Annotated in this window: 26 protein-coding genes; 15 read left to right on the top strand and 11 right to left on the bottom strand. The window is 52.0% G+C overall.

The genetic code is table 11. The features are described from left to right. Positions 1-27: 27 nt before the first annotated feature. Positions 28-861 (bottom strand): pyrroline-5-carboxylate reductase, encoded by an 834-nt coding sequence (gene proC / locus ACJJI7_RS07795; RefSeq protein WP_040628952.1) that lies wholly within the window; start codon positions 859-861, stop codon positions 28-30. 140 nt (positions 862-1,001) lie between these two features. Between proC and ACJJI7_RS07790 the strand changes: the two genes are divergently transcribed. Then, positions 1,002-3,005: a S9 family peptidase gene (locus ACJJI7_RS07790; RefSeq protein WP_282951901.1), complete on the top strand. Its 2,004-nt coding sequence runs from the start codon at positions 1,002-1,004 to the stop codon at positions 3,003-3,005. Between the two features lie 126 nt (positions 3,006-3,131). Here ACJJI7_RS07790 and ACJJI7_RS07785 read toward each other — a convergent pair whose 3' ends face one another. Next, a complete protein-coding gene (locus tag ACJJI7_RS07785; RefSeq protein ID WP_020413677.1) occupies positions 3,132-3,356 on the bottom strand; it encodes a hypothetical protein in 225 nt (74 codons plus the stop codon). Positions 3,357-3,395: 39 nt separating this feature from the next. Next, entirely contained in the window at positions 3,396-4,100 is a 705-nt protein-coding gene (locus ACJJI7_RS07780; RefSeq protein WP_282951902.1) for a YggS family pyridoxal phosphate-dependent enzyme, read from the bottom strand. A gap of 69 nt (positions 4,101-4,169) precedes the next feature. On the opposite strand from ACJJI7_RS07780, the gene ACJJI7_RS07775 reads away from it, so the two are divergent. The 4 genes from ACJJI7_RS07775 to ACJJI7_RS07760 all read left to right on the top strand — a co-directional run bounded on the left by ACJJI7_RS07775 (position 4,170) and on the right by ACJJI7_RS07760 (position 7,953). Next, positions 4,170-5,204, top strand: coding sequence for a type IV pilus twitching motility protein PilT (locus tag ACJJI7_RS07775; RefSeq protein ID WP_020413679.1), 1,035 nt, complete (start codon positions 4,170-4,172; stop codon positions 5,202-5,204). A gap of 67 nt (positions 5,205-5,271) precedes the next feature. Beyond that, complete coding sequence (locus ACJJI7_RS07770; protein WP_020413680.1) at positions 5,272-6,423, top strand: PilT/PilU family type 4a pilus ATPase; 1,152 nt, start codon at positions 5,272-5,274, stop codon at positions 6,421-6,423. A 163-nt stretch (positions 6,424-6,586) separates the two neighbouring features. After that, positions 6,587-7,342, top strand: coding sequence for an SDR family oxidoreductase (locus ACJJI7_RS07765; protein WP_282951903.1), 756 nt, complete (start codon positions 6,587-6,589; stop codon positions 7,340-7,342). Between the two features lie 11 nt (positions 7,343-7,353). Then, complete coding sequence (locus ACJJI7_RS07760; RefSeq protein WP_020413682.1) at positions 7,354-7,953, top strand: LysE family translocator; 600 nt, start codon at positions 7,354-7,356, stop codon at positions 7,951-7,953. 11 nt (positions 7,954-7,964) lie between these two features. Here ACJJI7_RS07760 and ACJJI7_RS07755 read toward each other — a convergent pair whose 3' ends face one another. Both ACJJI7_RS07755 and ACJJI7_RS07750 read right to left on the bottom strand, forming a co-directional pair. Continuing rightward, the gene (locus ACJJI7_RS07755) at positions 7,965-8,711 is read right to left on the bottom strand and encodes a LytR/AlgR family response regulator transcription factor (RefSeq protein ID WP_282951904.1); all 747 of its coding nucleotides are present in this window, start codon (positions 8,709-8,711) and stop codon (positions 7,965-7,967) included. Further along, the gene (locus tag ACJJI7_RS07750) at positions 8,708-9,865 is read right to left on the bottom strand and encodes a sensor histidine kinase (protein ID WP_020413684.1); all 1,158 of its coding nucleotides are present in this window, start codon (positions 9,863-9,865) and stop codon (positions 8,708-8,710) included. The genes ACJJI7_RS07755 and ACJJI7_RS07750 overlap by 4 nt, the downstream gene beginning before the upstream one ends. A gap of 90 nt (positions 9,866-9,955) precedes the next feature. Between ACJJI7_RS07750 and argH the strand changes: the two genes are divergently transcribed. Beyond that, positions 9,956-11,380, top strand: a complete 1,425-nt coding sequence (gene argH, locus ACJJI7_RS07745; protein WP_444902359.1) for an argininosuccinate lyase — start codon at positions 9,956-9,958, stop codon at positions 11,378-11,380. 57 nt (positions 11,381-11,437) lie between these two features. On the opposite strand, the gene cyaY is transcribed toward argH, so the two are convergent. Further along, entirely contained in the window at positions 11,438-11,764 is a 327-nt protein-coding gene (cyaY, locus tag ACJJI7_RS07740) for an iron donor protein CyaY (RefSeq protein ID WP_282951907.1), read from the bottom strand. Positions 11,765-11,870: 106 nt separating this feature from the next. Here cyaY and lptM point away from each other — a divergent pair, with 106 nt between their 5' ends. The 4 genes from lptM (at position 11,871) to ACJJI7_RS07720 (ending at position 15,321) form a co-directional block, all read left to right on the top strand. Then, entirely contained in the window at positions 11,871-12,146 is a 276-nt protein-coding gene (gene lptM / locus ACJJI7_RS07735; RefSeq protein WP_020413687.1) for an LPS translocon maturation chaperone LptM, read from the top strand. Then, positions 12,143-13,396 carry a diaminopimelate decarboxylase gene (gene lysA / locus ACJJI7_RS07730; RefSeq protein ID WP_020413688.1) on the top strand — a complete coding sequence of 418 codons (1,254 nt, stop codon included), beginning with the start codon at positions 12,143-12,145 and terminating at the stop codon, positions 13,394-13,396. Before lptM ends, lysA begins: the two co-directional genes overlap by 4 nt. A 228-nt stretch (positions 13,397-13,624) precedes the next feature. Next, on the top strand, positions 13,625-14,455 hold the full coding sequence (gene dapF, locus ACJJI7_RS07725; RefSeq protein WP_020413689.1) for a diaminopimelate epimerase: 831 nt from the start codon (positions 13,625-13,627) through the stop codon (positions 14,453-14,455). A 128-nt stretch (positions 14,456-14,583) separates the two neighbouring features. Further along, complete coding sequence (locus tag ACJJI7_RS07720; RefSeq protein ID WP_020413690.1) at positions 14,584-15,321, top strand: DUF484 family protein; 738 nt, start codon at positions 14,584-14,586, stop codon at positions 15,319-15,321. Between the two features lie 82 nt (positions 15,322-15,403). Here the strand turns inward: ACJJI7_RS07720 and ACJJI7_RS07715 are convergent, their stop codons facing one another. The 5 genes from ACJJI7_RS07715 to ACJJI7_RS07695 all read right to left on the bottom strand — a co-directional run bounded on the left by ACJJI7_RS07715 (position 15,404) and on the right by ACJJI7_RS07695 (position 18,852). Continuing rightward, positions 15,404-15,628 (bottom strand): hypothetical protein, encoded by a 225-nt coding sequence (locus ACJJI7_RS07715; protein ID WP_282951910.1) that lies wholly within the window; start codon positions 15,626-15,628, stop codon positions 15,404-15,406. A gap of 381 nt (positions 15,629-16,009) precedes the next feature. Beyond that, positions 16,010-16,348, bottom strand: a complete 339-nt coding sequence (gene glnK, locus ACJJI7_RS07710) for a P-II family nitrogen regulator (RefSeq protein ID WP_020413692.1) — start codon at positions 16,346-16,348, stop codon at positions 16,010-16,012. Positions 16,349-16,433: 85 nt separating this feature from the next. Further along, positions 16,434-17,693: an ammonium transporter AmtB gene (amtB, locus tag ACJJI7_RS07705; RefSeq protein WP_282951911.1), complete on the bottom strand. Its 1,260-nt coding sequence runs from the start codon at positions 17,691-17,693 to the stop codon at positions 16,434-16,436. Between the two features lie 55 nt (positions 17,694-17,748). Beyond that, positions 17,749-18,087 carry a P-II family nitrogen regulator gene (locus tag ACJJI7_RS07700; RefSeq protein ID WP_020413694.1) on the bottom strand — a complete coding sequence of 113 codons (339 nt, stop codon included), beginning with the start codon at positions 18,085-18,087 and terminating at the stop codon, positions 17,749-17,751. A gap of 51 nt (positions 18,088-18,138) precedes the next feature. After that, complete coding sequence (locus ACJJI7_RS07695; protein WP_282951912.1) at positions 18,139-18,852, bottom strand: TorF family putative porin; 714 nt, start codon at positions 18,850-18,852, stop codon at positions 18,139-18,141. A 442-nt stretch (positions 18,853-19,294) separates the two neighbouring features. Here ACJJI7_RS07695 and ACJJI7_RS07690 point away from each other — a divergent pair, with 442 nt between their 5' ends. The 5 genes from ACJJI7_RS07690 (at position 19,295) to ACJJI7_RS22635 (ending at position 22,134) form a co-directional block, all read left to right on the top strand. Continuing rightward, a complete protein-coding gene (locus ACJJI7_RS07690) occupies positions 19,295-19,537 on the top strand; it encodes an accessory factor UbiK family protein (RefSeq protein WP_020413697.1) in 243 nt (80 codons plus the stop codon). Positions 19,538-19,568: 31 nt separating this feature from the next. Continuing rightward, positions 19,569-21,065: a YifB family Mg chelatase-like AAA ATPase gene (locus tag ACJJI7_RS07685; RefSeq protein WP_444902361.1), complete on the top strand. Its 1,497-nt coding sequence runs from the start codon at positions 19,569-19,571 to the stop codon at positions 21,063-21,065. A 140-nt stretch (positions 21,066-21,205) separates the two neighbouring features. Further along, entirely contained in the window at positions 21,206-21,493 is a 288-nt protein-coding gene (locus ACJJI7_RS07680) for a putative quinol monooxygenase (protein ID WP_020413699.1), read from the top strand. A gap of 6 nt (positions 21,494-21,499) precedes the next feature. Then, positions 21,500-21,940: a MarR family winged helix-turn-helix transcriptional regulator gene (locus tag ACJJI7_RS07675; protein WP_444902362.1), complete on the top strand. Its 441-nt coding sequence runs from the start codon at positions 21,500-21,502 to the stop codon at positions 21,938-21,940. Then, the gene (locus ACJJI7_RS22635) at positions 21,844-22,134 is read left to right on the top strand and encodes a putative antibiotic biosynthesis monooxygenase (protein ID WP_507021900.1); all 291 of its coding nucleotides are present in this window, start codon (positions 21,844-21,846) and stop codon (positions 22,132-22,134) included. Before ACJJI7_RS07675 ends, ACJJI7_RS22635 begins: the two co-directional genes overlap by 97 nt. Positions 22,135-22,204 lie beyond the last annotated feature (70 nt).

Genomic DNA, 22,204 nt, shown 5'->3' with positions numbered 1-22,204 from the left:
CATACGCCGCTTTTAATTTGTTTTTACCTAGCGGTCCAGCTCCCTGGCCATTTCTGCAGCGCGCTCGGCACAATCACGCATTGCATCCGCTACCAGCTGGGGAAGGCCGCCCTGCTCAAAGCGCTGTACCGCACGCTCTGTGGTACCGCCCGGCGACATTACGTTACGCTTCAATTGGGCCACATCCACATCGCTGACCATGGCCAGTTTGGCGGCGCCCAGGGCAGTTTGCAACACGAGGCGCTCCGCATCAGCACGGGCAAAGCCACTGGCAGATGATGCATCAATCATGGCTTCCATAAATTGAAAAAAGTATGCTGGGGCAGATCCTGCAACGGCGATAATCTGATCAATTCCCTCCTCTTGCTCCACCCACAGGGAAATACCCACTGCATTGACGATACGCTCGGTAATAGCGCGGTGTTCTGCGGTCACCGCCGCATCGGCGTAAAGACCAGTGACCCCTGCCTGAACCAACGCTGGAGTATTTGGCATAGCACGCACAATTGGCAGGTGCTCACCTAGCCAGCGTTGATAGGCAGCCAGGGGTATACCGGCAGCCAGAGTAATCACCAGGGGATTGCGTCTAGTCAGATGCGGACGCAGATCCATGCACAAATCGCGCATGACCTGGGGTTTAACTGACAGCACGATAACATCGGCTTCATCAATTGCAGCGATGTTATCATCGTGCGCGACAACGCCATGGCGTTTGGCAAACGACTCCAACTTGAGAGGATCGCGCCCAGTAGCAACAACCTTTTCCGTCGGATAGCCAGCCGCGAGCAGGCCGCCGATCACCGCTCCAGCCATATTGCCGGCGCCGCCGATAAAAACGATTTTGGGATTTTTTACAGTCACTCGGATTACCTCGGCGAGCACTCGGCTCAGCTGCTGTGAATTTCAGTCGCTATTTTCCCCAGCGGGGATTTCGTTAATATGTGGTCACTCAATTCCAATAACAAGAGAAACGCGCCTCACGCGTTGCCAAGGAGAATGATATGCATAAATGGCGCTCTTTAGTGACCGCCGCACTGCTTTGCGCGACGGGCGCTGCCGGTGCGGTAGAAACTCGTACCGAAAACAACGGCCAACTGATATTGCAGGACATTCCACAGGTACCCCAGAGCATCATTGATGAACTGAACCGCTATCAAAATGTACGATCAGCCAGCTTCCGCGGCTGGGATATAGATGGCAACGGAATGTATGTCAGCACCCGCTTTGGCGAGGTGAATCAATTACACAAAGTAGATCGCGCCGGTGGCGCCCGCCGCCAGTTGACCTTCTTCGAAGAGCCTATCGGCAGTGTCGCCACACGTCCGGATCACGAGCAACTGGCATTCACTATGGATGCTGGCGGGAATGAATATACACAAATATTTCTATTTGATACGCACAATGGCCAGAGTGAGATGATCACTGATGGCGAATCCCGAAACGGCGCTATCCTCTGGAATAAGCAAGGCTCCGCCATGGCCTATCAGAGTACTCGCCGCGACGGTAAAGCCAATGATATCTGGCTCACCACTTTTGACGGAGCTAAGAAAGAAGACCGCCTGATTCTGAAATCAACAGATGGCAGTTGGTGGGGGCCAGGCGGCTTCTCACAATCCGGTAGCCAACTGCTCGTGTTGCAGTATGTTTCCTCCACTCGATCCAAAGTCCACCTGCTGGATCTAGATAGCGGAGAACTGAAACTGCTCGCCGGGGATGACGATGTAGACTCCCGCAATTTTCCCGTTGGCTTTAGCCACGACGACCGCTCTGCATTCCTGATGAGTGATAAAGGGGGAGAATTCACCCAGCTGATTCGCAAAGACTTAGCCAGTGGTGATGAAAAAGTCATTACCGCTGATATCCCCTGGGACATCAACGATTTTGTTCTCAGTGAAGACGGTCGTCGCGGTGCCTTCGTGGCTAACGAGGGGGGTATGTCCTCACTCTATCTCTATAACCCGCGCAATGACCGCTATCGCAAGATCAATTCCCTCCCGATTGGCGTTATCGGCGGCATCGAGTTCAATCCTCGAGGCGATAGGCTGGCGATGTCCCTGAATACCCCAAAAACCCCTACAGATACTTTCGTTTTAGAGCTGGGCCGTCGTCCACTCTCCAGTGGTGACCTCAACCGCTGGACATTCAGCGAAGTCGGCGGCCTCGACACCGAGCAATTTGTCGAACCCCAGCTGGTGCACTATCCAACTTTCGACAAGGTAGATGGCAAGCATCGGGAAATTCCAGCTTTCATGTACAAACCACGCAACACTAAAGGCCCGGTGCCAGTCATTATTTCCATTCATGGCGGACCCGAGGGACAGTATCGCCCGCTGTTCTCCAGCACCTATCAAATGTGGTTGGAGGAGCTTGGGGCCGCAGTAATTGCTCCCAACGTACGCGGTTCTGCCGGCTACGGTAAAAGCTACCTGGCCATGGACAACGGGTATAAGCGCGAGGATTCGGTGAAAGACATCGGTGCCCTACTGGACTGGATCGCCACCCAACCAGACTTGGATGCCGAGCGGGTTGCTGTCTTCGGCGGTAGCTATGGCGGCTATATGGTGCTGGCCAGTAGTGTCTACTACTCAAACCGCCTGAAAGCTGCTGTAGATATTGTCGGCATCTCTAATTTTGTCACTTTCCTCACCAACACCAAGAGCTACCGTCGAGACTTGCGCCGGGTAGAGTATGGTGACGAACGCGATCCGAAGATGCGGGCCTTCCTGGAAAAAATCAGCCCCAACAATAATGTGGAGAAAATCCAGGTGCCGATGTTTGTGGTACAGGGACAAAATGATCCTCGAGTACCTGTTACAGAAGCCGAGCAGATCGTGGACGCCCTGCGTGAAAACGGCAACCGGGTTTGGTATATGAACGCATTAAACGAAGGACACGGTTATCGCAAAAAGGAGAATAGCGATGCCTTTACTCAAGCTACGGCATTGTTCTTTGCAGAACATTTGCTCGGCGAAGAGCGGAAAAAGAAACTGGCGCTGAAAAATTAATACGAACCCTCTAACGAAAACGGCCCTTTGGGCCGTTTTCATATCAATTCTACTAGCACCTTTTTAATCACTGCCAAATAGGGACGCCTCTATTATCGCAAGGAGATTTAAGGCAATTGTCACCAGCTACAACCATTGTCGGCTCTCCGGCCACAGCGATCGGGTTACCGTATTACTAAGGAAGTCGGTAATCATTGACATCTTCGGGAAGTAAAATGAGAGAAGGCAAATAAATGCTAGCCACTCAAGTGCCAACCAAGTGGTCCACAAGTTCTGCGCCATTGATAAAGCCATTACAGCACACAGGGTTAATCCCAGTAATACCACCTCGAGATTCCCTGATTTCGTCATTCCATTTCCCTAACAGTTTTGGGTAAAACACAGCCCCATTTACGCAGAATAATTACGAGCGCCAAAAATATCTGTGCCGATGCGCACAATGGTGGCGCCACAGGAAATCGCTGCCTCCATATCCCCGGACATTCCCATCGACAGGGTATCCATGGTTTCGTTAGGAAATTCTTCACGTAAGTGCTGCAACAAGCTGGCTAGCCTGGCAAAGGGCTCTTGTTGAGCGGTAATACCCTGTCGCTCAGCGGGAATCGTCATCAACCCGCGTAAACGAAGCCCAGGTAGTTTCACCACTTCACGCGCCAGAGCCACCAAATCCTGTGGAGCTATGCCAGACTTGCTCTGCTCGCCATCGATATTCACTTGCAGGCAGATATTGAGAGGGCCCATGTTTTTGGGGCGCTGCGATGAAAGACGCTGGGCAATTTTCAGCCGGTCGACTGTATGCATCCATTGGAACCTCTCGGCAACCGCACGGCTTTTGTTCGACTGCAACGGCCCAATGAAATGCCAGTGAATATCGAGATCAGAAAGGGCATCCTGTTTTTCCAGGGCTTCCTGCAAATAGTTTTCGCCAAAGTGGCGCTGGCCAGCCGCGTAGGCGACTCGCAAATCTTGTGGGGGTCGCGTTTTGGAAACCGCCAGCAGAGTGATTTCTGCCGGGTTGCGATCGCAGTTGTTGCAGCATGTCACAATCCGCTCACCTACTGCATTCAGGTTTTCGACGATTGTCTCTTTGCGCATATACTGGGGCCCTTACCGAAATAAGTGGCGATTTTACCTGAGCCCAAACAAGAACCATAAGGTAGCAGTATGGATATCACTGAACTCCTCGCCTTCAGCGCCAAGCAAAACGCCTCGGATTTGCACCTCTCCGCCGGTCTGCCACCGATGATTCGTGTGGACGGCGACGTGCGCCGCATCAACCTGCCAGCCATGGAGCACAAGCAGGTGCACGGCCTGATCTACGAGATCATGAATGATAAGCAGCGCAAGGATTATGAAGAGCTGCTGGAAACCGACTTCTCCTTTGAAGTACCTGGCGTGGCCCGTTTCCGTGTGAATGCCTTTAATCACAACCGTGGGGCCGGCGCTGTATTCCGGACTATTCCCTCCAAGGTACTGACCATGGAAGACCTGGGGATGGGCCAGGTCTTTAAACAGATCTCCGATACCCCGCGTGGCCTGGTGTTGGTGACTGGGCCTACCGGTTCCGGTAAGTCCACCACGCTGGCCGCGATGATGGATTACATCAACGACAACAAGTACGAACATATCCTCACCATCGAAGACCCAATTGAATTCGTACACGAGTCAAAAAAGTGTCTGGTAAACCAGCGCGAGGTACATAGGGATACACACGGCTTCGCCGAAGCTCTGCGCTCTGCATTACGTGAAGACCCGGACATTATTCTCGTGGGTGAGATGCGGGACCTGGAAACCATCCGACTGGCACTAACCGCCGCAGAAACCGGTCACCTGGTGTTCGGTACCCTGCACACCACCTCTGCAGCAAAAACCATTGACCGGGTTGTAGACGTCTTTCCTGCGCAGGAGAAAGCGATGGTTCGCTCAATGCTGTCGGAGTCACTACAGGCGGTAATCTCCCAAACCCTCCTGAAGAAAAATGGCGGAGGCCGTGTCGCCGCTCACGAGATTATGCGCGGCACCCCGGCAATCCGTAATTTGATCCGCGAGGACAAAATCGCGCAGATGTACTCGGCTATCCAGACTGGCGCCAGTGTCGGTATGCAGACCATGGACCAGTGCCTTGAGGATCTGGTGGCACGCCGTATCGTCAGCCGCGAAGTCGCGCGAGAAAAAGCCAAAATGCCGGAAAACTTCTAAGCGTTACAGCGCACCGGGGGCTCGCTGCAGGGCCCCTCAAAGTCAAAAATAAACGCGGTAAACACCCATGGAAATTGAAAGACTCCTACAACTGGTTGTAGAGAAAGGTGCATCGGACCTGTTTATCACCGCAGGCATACCACCCTCGATCAAACTGCACGGACGTGTTGTACCCTGCAGCAGTACCTCGCTCACACCAGAGAAAGCACGCGAACTGGTGGTGGGCACCATGAATGAGAAGCAGCGACGCGAATTCGCTGAACAAAAGGAACTGAACTACGCCATTGCCGTACGCAACGTAGGTCGCTTCCGGGTCTCGGCATTTTTCCAGCGCAACCTGGTGGGCATGGTGCTGCGTCGTATCGAAACGAAGATTCCCACGATTGACGGGCTTGGCCTGCCGGATGTACTCAAAGAGCTGGCGATGACCAAGCGTGGCCTGATTATTTTTGTAGGTGCAACCGGCACTGGTAAGTCTACCTCCCTTGCCTCGATGATTGGCCACCGCAATGAGAACTCCAAAGGCCATATCATCACTATTGAGGACCCGATTGAATTTATTCACCAGCATCGCGGCTGTATCGTAACCCAGCGTGAAGTTGGCCTGGATACAGAGTCCTTCGAAGTGGCCCTGAAAAATACCCTGCGTCAGGCACCGGACGTCATTCTGATTGGTGAGGTACGCTCCCGCGAGACAATGGACCACGCCATTGCCTTTGCCGAAACCGGCCATCTGTGTCTCTGTACCCTGCATGCCAACAACGCCAACCAAGCCCTGGACCGTATCATTCACTTCTTCCCGGCAGACCGCCACCAACAGTTGTTTATGGACCTGTCGCTGAACCTGAAAGCGATGGTGGCACAGCAACTGGTGCCAACACCTGACGGCGATGGCCGCCGGGCCTGCCTGGAGGTTATGATCAATACCCCGCTGATGTCGGACCTGATCCGCAAGGGCGAGGTACACAAAATGAAAGAATTGATGAAGCGTTCCGGCGAACAGGGTATGCAGACCTTCGACCAGGCCCTGTATGAACTCTACGACCGCGGCGAGATTACCTACGAGGATGCCCTCGCCCACGCTGACTCCTCCAACGACTTGCGCTTGATGATCAAACTCAAGTCCGAGTCCGATGCGGAATATTTGAATAGTGCCGCTGGCGAATTAAGCCTGCAAAATGATTCGGAATACGGCGATGGTGGCCCTCAACTGTATTAAAATTAAAGCCCATTAAGCCCGATCTCATCCAGGGGCACTGACAGCGCTGCCGTCAGTGCCTCCTCCGTATTTTTCAGATACCCTCCCTCATTCTTTAACAACAAAAAAAATCAAAGGTACCCCTATTTATTCCCAATAGTTCCCCCTTTTCAGGAGTTGCAAAGTGCCCCTTAAAAATAATATTGCCTTAGTCACCGGCGGAAGCCGTGGGATCGGTGCCGCAACGGCACGATTACTTGCCCAGCATGGATACCATATCGCCATCAGTTATCGGGAGAGAAAAGACTCGGCCGAAAGCCTGCTGAATGAACTCAAGGCCTTAGGTACTAAAGCAATCGCCGTACGCGCTGATATTTCATCAGAAGCCGATATCACCCACTTATTTAATGAAGTAGACCGGCAACTCGGCCCCCTTCAATACCTGGTGAACAATGCCGCGACACTCAAACCCCAAATGCGCGTTGAAAAAATGGAAGCGGAGCGAATTAACCAGGTACTTCGAACGAATGTTACTGGCACCCTACTTTGCTGCCGCGAAGCCATAAGAAGAATGTCGACCAAACAGGGGGGCAGCGGTGGTGCCATCGTCAATATTTCTTCTGCTGCCAGCCGCTGGGGCTCACCCAACGAATATATTGACTATGCAGCGAGTAAAGGGGCAGTAGACACCTTGACCATCGGGCTAAGCCAGGAACTTGCCAGCGAGGGAATCAGGGTAAATGGAGTACGGCCAGGTTTGATCTATACAGAGATGCATGCTGCTGGCGGAGAACCAGATCGGGTGGAGCGGCTAAAATCTACGACCCCTCTAAAACGAGGGGGACTGCCAGAAGAAGTGGCCTCTGCGATAGCTTGGCTTTTAAGCAATGAATCGTCGTTTACCACTGGCTCATTTATTGATGTCGCAGGTGGGAAATAGGGCAAGAGTTTATGTTAGAAGCATTATCTTCACTGATTGCAGCCACAGGCCTGTTACTCGGCTCTCCCGGCCCCGCACCACTCGCTCTGGCAGCTTCAGGAGCAACCTTTGGAGTGAGGCAAAGTACCGGTTTCCTTATCGGTATCCTGCTTGGGTTATGCGTAGCCATTGTCGGTGCCACTGCCGGTGTAGCCGCCCTGCTTTCTGCCTGGCCCGAGGCTCGTTTGACAGTGCAGATATGTGGAGCACTTTACATTGGCTACATCGCATTCAAAATTGCCACGGCACCGGTACTGGTTCAGGAACAGTCGGCAGCAGCCCAACCGCCATCCCTTTTGGATGGGTTTATTTTTAATCTGCTCAATCCAAAAGCCTACGCCGCTTTTTTTGCGATCTTTTCCCAGTTTCTACTGCCTATCGAAGAGAGCGGTTTCAGCTATCTTGCCACAGGATTGGTCTGCTTGATTGTCGCTGCTGTAGTGGATTTTATCTGGCTATACCTTGGGGGCAGCCTGCGGCCAGTTTTCCACAAACCAAAACAAGCGAGAGTAATCAGAGTGAGCTTTGCTCTATTGATGGTAGCTGCAGTATTGTTTGTTTTTCTGCGTTAAAAACTGAATACTCAGCATATCTCCGTAATTAGTGCTTTTACAGAGGGCAGCATGCGTCGGCTTACCAGCGGCGCCTCTGCTACACCATCCAACTCCACCCGATAATTTCCACCCTCCCTGCGCAAACCGGCGATATATTCCACAGCGACCAGGGCGCTGCGGTGTACGCGCACAAAGCGATCGCCGAACTCACTCTCCAACTCCTTAAGGGACTCATCCAAAATTGTTTCGCCGGCAAGATGGTGAGCTACCACATATTTACTATCGGCAACCAGGCAACGGATCGTATCCACTTCCAGTAATTCCACTCCCCGGCGGCTGACAGCTTTGATGCGGCTTCGATGATCGGGTGCTTCTGATCCCTGCTCTTCCAGCATTTTTTGTTGGGGTTTGCTGAGGCGCTGTACCTTTGTAATAGCCTGGCGCAACAGCTCTAAAGTGACCGGTTTTAACAAGTAGCCCACTGCTGAAGTTGCGAATGCCGGCAAGGCAAATTCATCGTGGGCAGTGCAAAAAATAACTGCCGGTGGGCATTCGCGAACAGATAACTGTTGTGCCAATTCCAAACCACTGCCACCGGGCATTTCGATATCTAGCAATACAAGGTCCGGATCGAGTATCTGCACCTGCACTAGTGCGGTTTCAATATCGGCTGCCTCACCGATCACTGTGCAGTTATCGATCGCGGCCAATTGCCGCTGTAGGCGCGCACGGGCCAGGGGTTCATCGTCGACAATCAGGACTCGCAGCTGGGTCACTCCATCACCTCGGCTTTTCTAGTGGTAGATACAGCGGCCTTTGTCTCCCGCAGAGCCGCCTCCCGGGGAAACAAGGGTAGCTGCAGGGCCACTCTGTAGTGTCCATCCTCCCGACAGGCGGTAAACATAAAGCGATTGCCGTAATAAGCGGACAGGCGTTGGCGGATATTTTCCATCGCCATGCCATTATTTTCCCGGGAGGTGTGCACAGTTTCCTGGGGCAAGGGGTTTTCGATAGCAATCCTGAGAACACCACTTTCAACTTCAACTCGTACGTTGATTTCCCCACCTTCACGCAATTTAGCCACGCCGTGTAACACCGCATTTTCAAGCAGGGGCTGTAGCAACATACTGGGTAACTGGATGTCATTCAGTCCTTCACCCAATTGCCATTCTTGTCTCAGGCGATCCCCCAGACGCAATGCCTCGATCTCCAGGTAGCGCTGCGCCAGCAAAATCTCCTGCCGTAAAGGCACCAGTTTTGGATCGGCTAGGCTGGCCCTGAACAGAGCACACAAATCCTCTACCAGTCGTTCGGCACGATCTGGGTCCACAGCGATCAGGCTGGCCAAGCTATTCATACTATTAAACAGAAAGTGGGGACGGATACGGGATTGCAACGCCTCAATACGTGCGCCGAGCTCCGCTTGTTGCTGGTTATATAACTGCTGCTGCAAATAGGCGTAGCGCAAAACCACCCCAGAGCAAATGGCCCCCAGCAAGCAATCACTGGCCAGGCCCCACCAATCGAAATCAGCCTGTAACAGCAGTACGCGCAGATAGCGCTGTATTCCCATCACGCTTATCAATACCGCCAGCACCGCTATAAAGCTGATAGCACCGGCGCGCTTGTGCGAGAGCTTGGCCAAAAGGGGGCGCAGGCGGCAGAGTACAGCTGCAGAGGGCAATATCACCCACTGGATAACCAGAGAGATCAACCCCAGGCGCTGCCAGCTGAATTCTCGCAACCCATCCAACGCCAATACCAGCACCAGGGCCAACAGTTCTCCCATCAGCACCAGTGCTGCCAGGGAAGTGACGCTGCACAAATCCGGCAGGAAAGGCAAAACACCAGGAAGCGCAGAATCCTTGTTATCAGTATCAGTTTTTCGAATTTTCTGCGATATAATGCCTGCCGGCCTGGAGTTTGACATGCAATTGTTATTCTTGACTGTCCCTAACGTTTAAAGCGCAAGATACCACCAAGCTCCCCGGCCTTTCACCTCACTGCAGCCAGGAAAACCATGAGCAACGAAAAAGCCCCCACCGATTCCGCCAATAACCCGGCCGCCAAACTCTGGGGAGGCCGCTTCAGTGAAGCCACTGATGCCTTCGTAGAGAGGTTCACCGCCTCAGTCACCTTTGACCAACGCATGGCATTGGAGGATATCCAAGGCTCTCTCGCCCATGCCCAGATGCTCTCTGAGGTAGGGGTATTGAGTACAGATGAATATCAAAAGATCGCCCATGGCCTGAAGGAAATAGCAGAGGAAATTAAGGCAGGGGAGTTCCCGTGGTCAGTGCAGCTGGAAGATGTGCACATGAATATCGAGGCGCGCCTGACTGAGCGCATCGGTGCCACCGGTAAAAAACTGCACACTGGCCGCTCCCGCAACGATCAGGTAGCAACGGATATTCGCCTATGGCTGCGGGGGCGCATCGATAGGATTGCAGGCGAGCTAACCCGCTTGCAAACCGGCCTGGTAGCGCTGGCGGAACGCGAAGCGGGCACTATTATGCCGGGCTTTACTCACCTACAGAGCGCTCAACCGGTGACTTTTGGCCACCACCTACTGGCCTGGAACGCCATGCTTACCCGGGACTATGAGCGCTTGATGGACTGCCGCAAGCGAGTCAACCGCTCTCCCCTGGGCGCAGCCGCACTGGCCGGCACCAGTTACCCTATTGATCGCGCACGCACTGCTGAATTACTCGGTTTTGATGCCCCGACCGAAAACTCTCTGGATTCCGTCAGCGACCGGGATTTCGCCATTGAATTCTGCGCTTTCGCCGCGCTGCTGCTCACTCACCTTTCCCGAGCGAGCGAGGAGCTGGTCCTTTGGACTTCGAGCCAGTTCGATTTTATTGATCTACCGGATCGCTTTTGCACCGGCTCCTCCATCATGCCACAGAAGAAAAATCCGGATGTGCCTGAGCTGGTACGCGGTAAAACCGGCCGTGTAAACGGGCACCTAGTCGCCTTACTGACTCTGATGAAAAGTCAACCGCTGGCATATAACAAGGACAACCAGGAGGATAAAGAACCGCTGTTTGACGCCGCCGACACCGCTCTGGATTGCCTGCGCGCGTTTGCAGATATGATACCGGCTCTCAAGGCGAAAAAAGACAATATGCTGGAGGCGGCCGCCAAGGGCTTTTCCACCGCGACGGACTTGGCGGATTACCTTGTACGCAAAGGTGTTGCCTTCCGTGATGCCCATGAGATCGTCGGTCAATCAGTATCCTTTGCCATTGAACAAAACAAGGACCTGGCTGAACTAAGCCTGGAGCAACTACAACAATTTTCTGCTGAAATCAGCGAGGATGTATTTGAAGTGCTCACCCTTGAGGGCTCGGTGGCCGCCCGTGACCATATCGGTGGTACCGCACCCAATCAGGTACGTGCGGCCTGTGCGCGCGCACGTGAAGCAATCAAACAGCGCTGTTAGTGGATTTGAAGTTAAAGCCCGGCTTTCCGGGCTTTCTAAAAAGCCAAATTACTGCGGTTAGGGCCCCAGCCCCAAGCTGACCTCTTCGCCCTGCTGCTCACTCAGCACACGATCAAGCAGAGTGGTCAGATCCTCCCCGGTAGTGCCGCATTTCCAGCCGGGGTTTTCAAAGGCCAGGTGATAACCGCCGGATTTAGCTGCCACCCACAATTCGCGACTGGCCGACTGGCGAGAGAGAATCACCTGGCTTCCATTATCCTCCAGCGTAAGAGTTAAAACCGACCCACTACGCTCGTAATCGATGTCCCAATCACACTCATCCAGGGCATCCTCTATCGCCATCAGGCTCCGCTCAATGGCCGCTTCGTATTCCGCTTGGCTCATCTTTTGTTACTTCTGTTACCGTCTACTGTGATGAATTTATTCGGCCGCTATACTATCAGGCTTTTGCCGAACACCGCTTCGAAAGCCCGAGCGCAGGATGTCACCCATGCCGAAAAAAATACTTCTCCCGCTCCTCACGCTACTAGGTGCCTCCGCACTGATTGCAGGCTGTGGCCAGAAGGGCCCGCTGTACTTACCTCAGGCACCGGCAGAGCCCGCGCCGAGTATTACTACTGGCCCGCCCAATACGGCGCCTACCAGCAGCACTGCAGTGGAGCCCAGTGGACCAGCCATTGAACCGGCCGGTGAAGCTGTGCCTGAACCATTAGGAGAAGAGCCTCTGTATGAAGAATACCCAGAGGAGCAAGAAACTGAGAAATGAGTGAATTCAGTTATCGCAACGGCAGCCTTTGGGCTGAAGACGTCTCCCTCGAGCAGGTTGCCGAGCAATTCGGCACTCCCACCTATGTATACAGCCGCGCTCATTTTGAGCGGCAATACCGGGCCTATGCCGATGCCCTGGGCAACCATCCCGGCCTGATCTGCTACGCGGTCAAGGCTAACAGCAATCTTGGCATACTCTCATTACTGGCTCAGCTGGGGTCAGGCTTCGATATCGTCTCTGGCGGTGAGCTGGAGCGTGTATTACTGGCAGGCGGTGATCCCTCACAGATAGTCTTTTCCGGTGTGGGCAAAACTGCCAATGAGATGCGCCGCGCGCTGGAAGTGGGTGTGCACTGCTTCAATATCGAATCTGAAGCTGAATTGCTGCGCCTGGAGCAGGTAGCTGCCGAATGCGAAACCGTCGCCCCAATTTCCCTGCGCGTAAATCCGGATGTCGACGCGCAAACTCACCCCTATATCTCCACCGGTCTCAAGGAAAACAAATTCGGCATCGCTATTGATTGTGCCCTGAAAGTCTATCTAGGTGCAGCCAAGTCCCCCCACTTGAAAATAATTGGTGTGGACTGCCATATCGGCTCTCAGCTCACTGAAGTCGCACCTTTCCTCGATGCCCTGGATCGACTCCTGGTTTTGGTAGATGACCTCGCCGATAAAGGCATCCAATTAGAGCATTTGGACCTGGGCGGCGGCCTGGGCGTGCGCTATCGAGGTGAAGAGCCCCCACCGGTGGCGGATTACCTCGAGGCAGTACTTAAGCGCATTGGCGATCGCAATCTCGGCTTGGTCCTTGAACCAGGGCGTTCAATCGCCGCCAATGGCGGTGTGCTTCTGACCCGCATTGACTATCTAAAGCGCACGCAGGAGCACAATTTCGCCATCGTTGACGCGGCAATGAACGATAATCTGCGTCCGGCCCTGTACCAGGCCTGGCAGGATATAGTGCCGGTGACCCCCGATCACGGGGAAAACGCCATGTGGGATATCGTCGGGCCAGTATGCGAAACCGGTGATTTCCTCGGCAAAAACCGGGCCCTGACTCTACGACAGGGTCAGCTGCTAGCCATGCTCTCTACCGGTGCCTACGGATTTACCATGAGTTCTAATTACAATAGCCGGCCACGGGCAGCGGAAGTGCTGGTCGACGGTAGCAACACCTACCAGGTAAGGGCGCGGGAAAGCTTTAGCGACCTGGTGCGGGGAGAAACCCCGGTACCGGAGAAAGCCTGATTCTTTGTGGCGAAATAGATGTCAAAATAAAGATTTTAGTGCCACCATCTCTGGGGGCTACGCGAACACCCCACAGACAGGCTGTTCGATACTTATAAAATCTCGACATATTGGTAATGCCAATCGATGGTGACCAGGTGGACCAGGAAACACCTGTGTCGCCACGGCATATTCGAGCCTGAGAGGCATCCATATCCGTCAGGTACACAAAATCATTAGAGAAATGGAATGCGCGTTAAATTCAGCAAGATGCATGGGCTTGGCAACGATTTTGTGATGCTCGACGGCATCAGTCAAAGAATCAAACTATCCCCCGACAAAATTCGTCGAATTGCCGACCGCTGCCTAGGCATTGGTTGCGATCAGGTTTTACTGGTGGAATCTCCCCGCGACCCCGATGCAGACTTCCGCTACCGAATATTCAACGCCGATGGCAGTGAAGTGGAAAATTGCGGAAATGGCGCGCGTTGCTTCGCCCGATTTGTGCGCGACCGCCGCCTCACCGGCAAGAAGCGTTTAAAAGTCGAAACGGCCGGTGGCATCCTGCAACTTAAAGTCATGGATGGCGACCAAGTAAGCGTCAATATGGGCGCACCAGTGCTGGAGCCGGAACAAATCCCCTTCAGTGCCGATCGCTACGCTGACAGTTACCCCATTGATGTCCTTGACGAGACATATACCATCGGTGCCGTATCTATGGGCAATCCCCACGCGGTACTGCTGGTTGAGGATGTACAGCAAGCCCCAGTTGACCAGTTGGGACCGCTAATTGAAGCTCACCCGCGCTTCCCACAAAAGGTCAACGTGGGCTTTCTACAAATCGACTCCCGTGACGAAGCGCAACTGCGTGTGTTTGAACGAGGGGTGGGAGAAACTCGTGCCTGCGGCACCGGTGCTTGCGCGGCAATGGTTTATGCCCACCAGCGCGGGCTTGTGGATGAGAAGGTTGAAATTCACCTTCCCGGTGGCAAGCTGACAATTCACTGGAGTGGGCCAGGCCAGCCGGTTACTATGACCGGGCCCGCAACAACAGTTTTCCACGGGCAAATCATTATTTGAATAATTTTGCGGGCAAGATGGCGGCTATCCGACCTCCCTGGGAACTCTGTAGTACCTTTCGATAGTGGGTCCTTACCCACTGGGACTGTCATTTCACCCAAAACCCGAGCCAATAATGTAAATGGACCATGATGGAACAGACAGACGCCAATCAGAGCTCTGAAGAGATTGTCGCCGGCAGTCACAAGGAAACACAGCGGGATGACAAGCTTCTAGCTCGGCAGGTGGCTCGCTACCTGATGCAAAACCCCGAATTCTTTGTCGACCGGATGGACCTACTCGAAACCATCAAGCTACCGCGGGAAAATGGGAAGACCGTGTCTCTGATGACACATCAAACCAACCTCTTGCGAGAGCGCAATATTGAAATGCGCCAGCGCTTGGACCAACTACTGCACAATGCCCGTGACAACGACCAACTCTTCTTTAACAGCCGCCGCCTGATCCTAGCCCTTCTTGAAGCTCAGGACATCGGCGAAGCAACAGACGCTCTCTATTCCAGCTTTGCTAATGATTTCAATGTGGAATTCACCAACCTGACCCTATTTGGACCACTACCCAGTGCCCGCAGCCTGGGACAGGTACAAACCAGCTCACACGCAGGTGCAGAAACGGCAATTGGAGGAATTTTGCGTAATGGTCGCCCAGTATGTGGTGCCTTACGCCCCGGCGAGAAAGAATTCCTTTTTGGTGAAAGCTGGCAGGATGTCGCTTCCGCGGCGGTGGTTCCCTTAGGTAACCAGTTGGGCGTGCTCGCCGTTGGCTCTTCTGACCCTCAGTACTATCGATCAAGCCTCGGCACCCTGTTTCTTTCCTACATTGGCGAAGTATTAGAGCGCCTGCTGCCCAGTCTGATGGGGCGCTGAGACTGCACCTTCCAAAGCCCGGAAGGATCTTTAAAAAGAAATTGCCGCCATCCTCACTGCAGGGGCGGCAATCCCTCAGGCGCTAAATAGGACGACTGCCGTATTTAGGCTGCGGTTTACGCGGGGGATCGGCAGTAACTTCCGGGTCAATTTCACTAATTGCCCCGCCGCTGGCGAGAAATTCCTCCACATCCGTGCTCAACTGGCTTCTGGCACGTTCACGGGAGGTAATAGAGCGTTCTTCGGCAAATTCCTCAGACTCTTTGCTGCGGGAGCTCTTGCCTTGATCTTCATAACCATCTTTCATAGCTAAAACCCTGTAACCCTTACTCCTGTTACAGAGGGAGTACCTCTGTGCCGCCCCTTCCCGCGGCGAGAATGAAACCGAAAGCCACAATCTGTGGCGATCCCCTACCGCATCAAAGCGGCGATTAATATATAGGCACTCTCGATCTGAGCCGCCAGCCACAAGCAGCCGGTACAGTAGAGTTTTTTGTTGGGACAAAAACCGGGGAATATTACGGTTTGCTATGGGGAATTTAGCGACAATACGGCAACCCACCATTGCAAATAACCTAAAGGCATCTAGGAGGACTAAGGTTTTGAAATAACAAAGCCCCGGAAGGGGCTTGTATAGGCACCAGACACAGATGGCCTGAGAGAAGAGAATAACTAAGTTTGCTGCCGATTAAACAGCCTCAGATCCGGTTTCGCCGGTCCGAATACGGATCACTTCTTCCAGTGCTGTAATAAAGATTTTTCCATCACCAATCTTCCCGGTCTGTGCAGCTTTGGTAATCGCTTCAACAGCAGAGTCCACCATATCGTCGTCGACCGCTAACTCCAGCTTAACCTTGGGTAGAAAATCCACCACATACTCAGCGCCACGGTAGAGCTCCGTATGCCCTTTCTGGCGACCAAAGCCCTTTACTTCAGTTACTGTCATCCCCTGAACCCCAACCTCAGACAATGCGGTACGCACGTCATCCAATTTGAAGGGCTTTACAACGGCCGTAATCAATTTCATTTCTTGTATTTCCCCTGATTTGTCTTCTTTGCGGGAACCTCAGTCAGATAGCGCCCCTACATGGGGCAGTATCGTCGCAGGACAACTATTTGCTCATAAATTCCGGGTAAGCTTCCATACCACATTCAGCCAAGTCAACACCCTCTTGTTCTTCATCTTCGCTGACACGAATACCGGTCACCAACTTAAGCAGATACCACACGGCAAAGGAAGTGACAAAAACCCAGAAGAAAATAGTCAATGCACCAACGAACTGGCCAATAAAAGAGGCACCTTCATTGGTCACTGGAACCAATAACAGACCAAGCAAGCCGACAACACCGTGCACAGAAATAGCACCAACCGGATCATCAATTTTCAACTTGTCCAAAGTGATAATAGAGAAAACTACCAGGACTCCAGCAACCATACCGAACAGGGTCGCCTGTAACGCAGTCGGCGTAGATGGTTCTGCAGTAATAGCCACCAAGCCGGCCAAGGCTCCATTCAACAACATAGTGAGATCAGCCTTCCCAAATAGCAGGCGGGCAGTAATTAGTGCGGCTATAGCCCCACCTGCTGCAGCGGCATTGGTGTTGAGAAATACCATAGCCACAGAATGCGCGCTGGCTGCATCTCCCAGCTTCAACACGGAACCGCCATTAAAACCAAACCAGCCCATCCACAAAATAAATGTACCAAGGGTTGCCAGCGGCAAGTTTGCACCGGGAATGGCATAGACCTGCCCATTGGGACCGTACTTACCTTTTCGGGCACCCAACAGTAGAACACCTGCCAGCGCGGCAGCAGCACCAGCCATATGAACAATGCCGGAACCGGCAAAGTCAGAGAAGCCAAGATCACTCAAACTGTACAGTCCAAATACATCTTTGCCGCCCCAGGTCCAGGAACCCTCAAGCGGGTAAATAAACCCTGTGAGCACTACAGCAAATGCGAGGAAGCTCCACAGCTTCATGCGCTCTGCAACGGCACCAGATACAATGGACATTGCGGTAGCAACAAATACTACCTGGAAGAAAAAGTCGGAAGCACCGGAATATACCGAGTCCCCTTCAAAGCCATTCTTGGCAGAGTCGGCCAATACACCTTCAAGACTAAAGGCCTCTATGCCTGCAAGCATCCAGCTGCCATCATACATAATGGCGTAACCGGTCATCAGATACATAATGCATGCAATTGCAAATAGCGCGACATTTTTAGTCAGAATTTCAGTGGTGTTTTTTGAGCGCACCAGGCCTGCTTCTAACATGGCGAAGCCTGCAGCCATCCACATCACTAGTGCACCACACATTAGAAAATAAAACGTATCAATTGCATATTGCAATTGAAATACTTGATTCTCCATTTCTCTCTCCGTTTAATTCTTAGAATTTTAAAATTATTTATTGATTATTACTGACTCAAATAGCTTCACTACCGGTCTCTCCAGTACGTATGCGAACCACCTGTTCAAGATTAGCCACAAAAATTTTGCCGTCGCCGATTTTTCCGCTTTGTGCACTGGAGCCAATTACTTCCAATGCTTCATCCAGTTGCTCCTCAGTTACAGCAATTTGCAACATGGTTTTAGGCAAAAAATCCACTACATACTCTGCGCCCCGATATAATTCTGTATGGCCTTTTTGCCGGCCAAATCCTTTCACTTCACTGACTGTAACGCCTTTAACACCGGCCTCTCGCAGAGCATCCCGCACTGAATCCAATTTGAAGGGCTTGATAATTGCAGTAATCAGTTTCATGGATCTCCCCCACAAAAAAATAATGCCCGCTAACAATTGCGGGCGTTTTTATTACCAGGCGTAGGTTGCTCCAGCGAGCAAGGTGGGTTCACACCAGTCGGTATCGAAACACTCTCTGTCGCTCACATCAGTGCCAACAAAAGCAGCGCTCAGAGTAAGGCCGCCAAAATTTTTACTGAGAGTTGCGGAGTAATCGATATAAGAGTCGGATTCGTACAGAAATATTTCTTCATCAAATAGGTTTAAACCAACATGAAGGTCTAAACTAAAATCAGAAGGCAAAGAAAAGCTGTAACCTGCATATGGATAATAAAAATTGCCTGAATCGGCCCAATAATCATCTGAATATGCAAAACCTAATGTTAGATCGGAGAAGGTTAGGCTTCCATAGATCTCTTGATAATCTTCATCGCGACCACTTCCATGATAGGCGTAATAAATATATCCAATATCATAGCTTATAGATTCATTAATTTCTGTGGAGTAACCACCGTAGAAATCTTGCTCATAATCAGTTTCATCACTGCCATAATCAAAATCCACTTGGGAAGCCCAGGTACCCAAATAAAAGCCATTACCAACATCCAGATCCATTCCAGCCTGAATTACTGGCCTTCCATCACTTTGACTAATACCTCGAAACTTGTAATCTGAAACCAATCCAGCATTAACACTGAAACTTGGATCACTTTGCTCGGCAAAAGATATATTGCTAATAGCTAGTGCTAGGGCAGCGCCAGAGAAGACAGTGGCGATTTTGTTCATTTTAGTTTTCACCTTTAATCCTCCAAGATTTATTAAGTCTGAAATTTTTTGATTCTTGAAATGGCGCCGCCTGCAACCGGTCCTTTACTGTCGGGTATGACAGAGGGTCTCTTGCGTCTTGTGAACCGCTACTTTCCCGGACTCCCAGTGATCGTAAATGGCACACCTGCCCTGACTGTTTGCAGAGTTGATGCCAAAGCCGCAGCACTCAATAAAATCAATGAGTTAGATAAGAAAATGAGAAATTGAAATAAATACGAACAGAGCGCCCGCAAACCAGTGCGCACCAAGATGGCTCCAATTGTCGGTATATGCACAGAAGTGGGGAGTTCCTGCAGGAGCAAAGTTCAGAATAGTGCACCTTTAGGCAACTGTTGCGGCAAAACTCTGTGGGTTACAATCCAGTGCCAAAAGATATGAATTACTCAGTAAGGAGCTGCCTGTGGCTGCGGATAAACTGCAACAGCTACTGAAAGAACTGCAACAACAGGGCGCAGTGGTCAGCAATGACCTACGCAACGCTTTGGAAGTGTCTCTGGATAAGCTACCGCTGGTATCCCAGCGCGAATTCGATACCCAGGTGGAAATATTGAGGCGCACCCGTGAAAAACTGGCGCGCCTGGAAGATAAAGTGGAAATGCTGGAGCAAGCTCTGGCACAAAGGGATAACCAAGCCGAAGACTGAACTCTCCGGCAACCATTTCAGGAATGAAATTGTGAGCCTCTCAGTAACCCATGCCCGAGCCCAGTTAGGGGTATCTGCCCCACTAGTTACCGTAGAGACTCACTTGGCCAATGGCCTCCCCGCATTTCATATAGTGGGCCTTCCTGAAGCGGCAGTGCGAGAGAGTCGCGATCGGGTGCGCAGCGCCCTGATCAACAGCCATTTTGAGTTCCCCCAGCGTCGTATCACAGTCAATCTCGCCCCCGCCGACCTTCCCAAAGAAGGTGGTCGCTACGATCTCGCCATTGCCATAGGCATACTCGCTGCTTCGGGGCAGGTTCCCGCTGAAGCCTTGGAAAACTACGAGTTTATCGGGGAATTAGCCCTTACCGGCGCTCTACGTGAAGTGAGCGGTAGCTTACCCGCTGCCATTGCCTGCTCGGCCGCCGGACGCAAACTGGTAGCTCCCCGGGAGTGCGGAGCTGAAGCAGCACTGGCTGAGGGTGAAACTCTAATCGCCAGCTCCCTGCTGCAGATCTGCGCGGAGTTGCATGGACGTGAAAGCCTGTCCCAAGCCGTAAAATCTCAGGAGGAGCCCACCATCCAGTGCGCAGACCTCGCAGATATTCGCGGTCAGCTTAAAGCCAGACGCGCCCTGGAAGTAGCCGCAGCCGGGGGGCACAACCTGTTGTTCTATGGCCCTCCGGGAACAGGCAAAACCATGTTAGCCAGTCGTCTGCCCGGTATATTGCCACCACTCACAACTGCCGAGTCGATTGAGGTCGCCGCTGTCTACTCCAGTGCCGGTATGCCTCACCAAAGCCAGAGACCTTTTCGGGCTCCACATCACAGCGCTTCACCAACCGCTTTGGTCGGTGGCGGCAGTACTCCAAAGCCAGGTGAAATCTCACTCGCCCATTGCGGAGTATTGTTTCTCGACGAGATGCCAGAGTTTCCCCGCCATGCCCTGGAAATCCTGCGGGAGCCCCTGGAGAACGGTGAAGTGCGCATCTCCCGGGCACGCGCCCAGGTTACTTATCCCGCGAATTTTCAACTGGTAGGCGCAATGAATCCCTGCCCATGCGGCTACTTGGGTGAGCCCCGCTGTCGCTGTACTCCGGACCAGATAGACCGATATCGCAATAAACTGTCAGGCCCCTTGCTGGATCGTATCGATATGCAGATAGAGGTTGGTGCTATGAATGCTGTGCAACTGCAGGATGCAGCTCCTGGGGAACCATCCGAAAGTGTGCGGGTAAGGGTTTGCGCTGCACGGCAACTACAGGTTCAAAGGCAAGGAAGTACCAACAACCTTTTAAAAGGGGCAGAGCTGGAAAAACACTGTACCCTGGGGGATAAAGAGAAACATCTACTGCGCCAATCAGTGGAAAAACTGGGCCTTTCCGCACGCAGTTACCACCGAGTGCTCAAAGTGGCTCGCACCCTGGCGGATCTCGCCAAGCAAGAAACGATAAGCTCCACGCAGATTGCCGAGGCTCTGGCTTACCGAAACCTTGATAGACGCCAGGTGGCCAGCTCTTTCAATTAGTTAATTCCTATAGACCAGAATCCTGTCATTTAATGCTGATAGGTGGCATTTCCCTAGATTACTACATCAGCCACTAGCGGTTGACGTCTTTTGATATATAGTTATCATGATAACTATATTGATACTTTGGAAAAGCGACTGTGAAAAGCCATCTATTTATCATTGCCAAAATCTCACCAAAGGCGGAGTTCTTCGAACAAGCCAAACGGGCAATCCTATCCATAGTTCCAAATACCTTGGAAGAGGAGGGCTGCCTGCAGTTTGCTGTACACCAGGATAAGAAAAGCTTGTTTTTATACGAAGAGTGGTGCAGCCAGGAAGACCTCGATAGGCATTACGCCATGCCCTACATCGTACCGATTTTTGAAGCTTATAAAGACTGGCTAAAAGAACCTGTAGAAATCAATAAGCTGGAAAGATTGGTGTAGCTCCCTATGTTTTTTCTTAAAGAACTACCTTCACAACAAATGGTGGAAGGCTATGCAAAGCAGTTTTCTGTAAATAACCCCAAAGCGATTCAGGATGCTCTCACCATAATGCGGGATGCGAGCCTGCTTTTGCGGGAGCTGGAAAGTTATTTTTCCGACCATGGGACATCCCAACTACGGTTTTTGATAATGATCGTTATCGACCGGGAACCGGAAAGAAATAGCTTACTGGTTTCGGAGATTGCAGAGCGTATCGATATTTCCCGGCCAGTAATGACGCGCACACTTAAAAGTATGGTGGAGGATAGACTCATCACCATGAAAGCAGATTCCAGTGACGGCCGGGCTAAATGTGTAGCACTCACTACAGACGGAAAGTACTTTTTACAAAAAATATTGCCTGGATACTTCCGGATGATATCCAATTTTATGGAAGGCTTAAAATAATGAATAAATCTATACTACATGCCCTGTGTATATGGGCATTGGTTTATCCGATTGTCACTCTTTTACTATTGGCAATAAAAGCACTGGATCTACAAATTGCGATAGGACTGAAATCTTTGATCATGACAGGAATTCTCGTCCCCCTAATGTATTTCTATCTTGTGCCAAAAGTACATCGCTTGTTGGAAAAGTAAATATAAAAGCAGAAGACGGATAGCAAATATAAGGGCTAAATCCCAGCTTGGTCATCAAGCTGGGGATATT

The organism is Microbulbifer variabilis (assembly GCF_056232115.1).
Note: the sequence above shows the minus strand (reverse complement) of the source record. Positions and strands in the feature narration are given on the sequence as shown.

What these genes read in the sequence shown, in the direction of transcription:
- ACJJI7_RS07790 (WP_282951901.1), top strand. Translation starts at nt 1,002, where the DNA reads ATGCATAAATGGCGCTCTTTAGTGACCGCCGCACTGCTTTGCGCGACG.
- ACJJI7_RS07785 (WP_020413677.1), bottom strand. Translation starts at nt 3,356, where the DNA reads ATGACGAAATCAGGGAATCTCGAGGTGGTATTACTGGGATTAACCCTG.
- ACJJI7_RS07780 (WP_282951902.1), bottom strand. Translation starts at nt 4,100, where the DNA reads ATGCGCAAAGAGACAATCGTCGAAAACCTGAATGCAGTAGGTGAGCGG.
- ACJJI7_RS07775 (WP_020413679.1), top strand. Translation starts at nt 4,170, where the DNA reads ATGGATATCACTGAACTCCTCGCCTTCAGCGCCAAGCAAAACGCCTCG.
- ACJJI7_RS07770 (WP_020413680.1), top strand. Translation starts at nt 5,272, where the DNA reads ATGGAAATTGAAAGACTCCTACAACTGGTTGTAGAGAAAGGTGCATCG.
- ACJJI7_RS07760 (WP_020413682.1), top strand. Translation starts at nt 7,354, where the DNA reads ATGTTAGAAGCATTATCTTCACTGATTGCAGCCACAGGCCTGTTACTC.
- ACJJI7_RS07750 (WP_020413684.1), bottom strand. Translation starts at nt 9,865, where the DNA reads ATGTCAAACTCCAGGCCGGCAGGCATTATATCGCAGAAAATTCGAAAA.
- argH (WP_444902359.1), top strand. Translation starts at nt 9,956, where the DNA reads ATGAGCAACGAAAAAGCCCCCACCGATTCCGCCAATAACCCGGCCGCC.
- cyaY (WP_282951907.1), bottom strand. Translation starts at nt 11,764, where the DNA reads ATGAGCCAAGCGGAATACGAAGCGGCCATTGAGCGGAGCCTGATGGCG.
- lptM (WP_020413687.1), top strand. Translation starts at nt 11,871, where the DNA reads ATGCCGAAAAAAATACTTCTCCCGCTCCTCACGCTACTAGGTGCCTCC.
- lysA (WP_020413688.1), top strand. Translation starts at nt 12,143, where the DNA reads ATGAGTGAATTCAGTTATCGCAACGGCAGCCTTTGGGCTGAAGACGTC.
- dapF (WP_020413689.1), top strand. Translation starts at nt 13,625, where the DNA reads ATGCGCGTTAAATTCAGCAAGATGCATGGGCTTGGCAACGATTTTGTG.
- ACJJI7_RS07720 (WP_020413690.1), top strand. Translation starts at nt 14,584, where the DNA reads ATGATGGAACAGACAGACGCCAATCAGAGCTCTGAAGAGATTGTCGCC.
- ACJJI7_RS07715 (WP_282951910.1), bottom strand. Translation starts at nt 15,628, where the DNA reads ATGAAAGATGGTTATGAAGATCAAGGCAAGAGCTCCCGCAGCAAAGAG.
- glnK (WP_020413692.1), bottom strand. Translation starts at nt 16,348, where the DNA reads ATGAAATTGATTACGGCCGTTGTAAAGCCCTTCAAATTGGATGACGTG.
- amtB (WP_282951911.1), bottom strand. Translation starts at nt 17,693, where the DNA reads ATGGAGAATCAAGTATTTCAATTGCAATATGCAATTGATACGTTTTAT.
- ACJJI7_RS07700 (WP_020413694.1), bottom strand. Translation starts at nt 18,087, where the DNA reads ATGAAACTGATTACTGCAATTATCAAGCCCTTCAAATTGGATTCAGTG.
- ACJJI7_RS07695 (WP_282951912.1), bottom strand. Translation starts at nt 18,852, where the DNA reads ATGAACAAAATCGCCACTGTCTTCTCTGGCGCTGCCCTAGCACTAGCT.
- ACJJI7_RS07675 (WP_444902362.1), top strand. Translation starts at nt 21,500, where the DNA reads ATGTTTTTTCTTAAAGAACTACCTTCACAACAAATGGTGGAAGGCTAT.
- ACJJI7_RS22635 (WP_507021900.1), top strand. Translation starts at nt 21,844, where the DNA reads ATGTGTAGCACTCACTACAGACGGAAAGTACTTTTTACAAAAAATATT.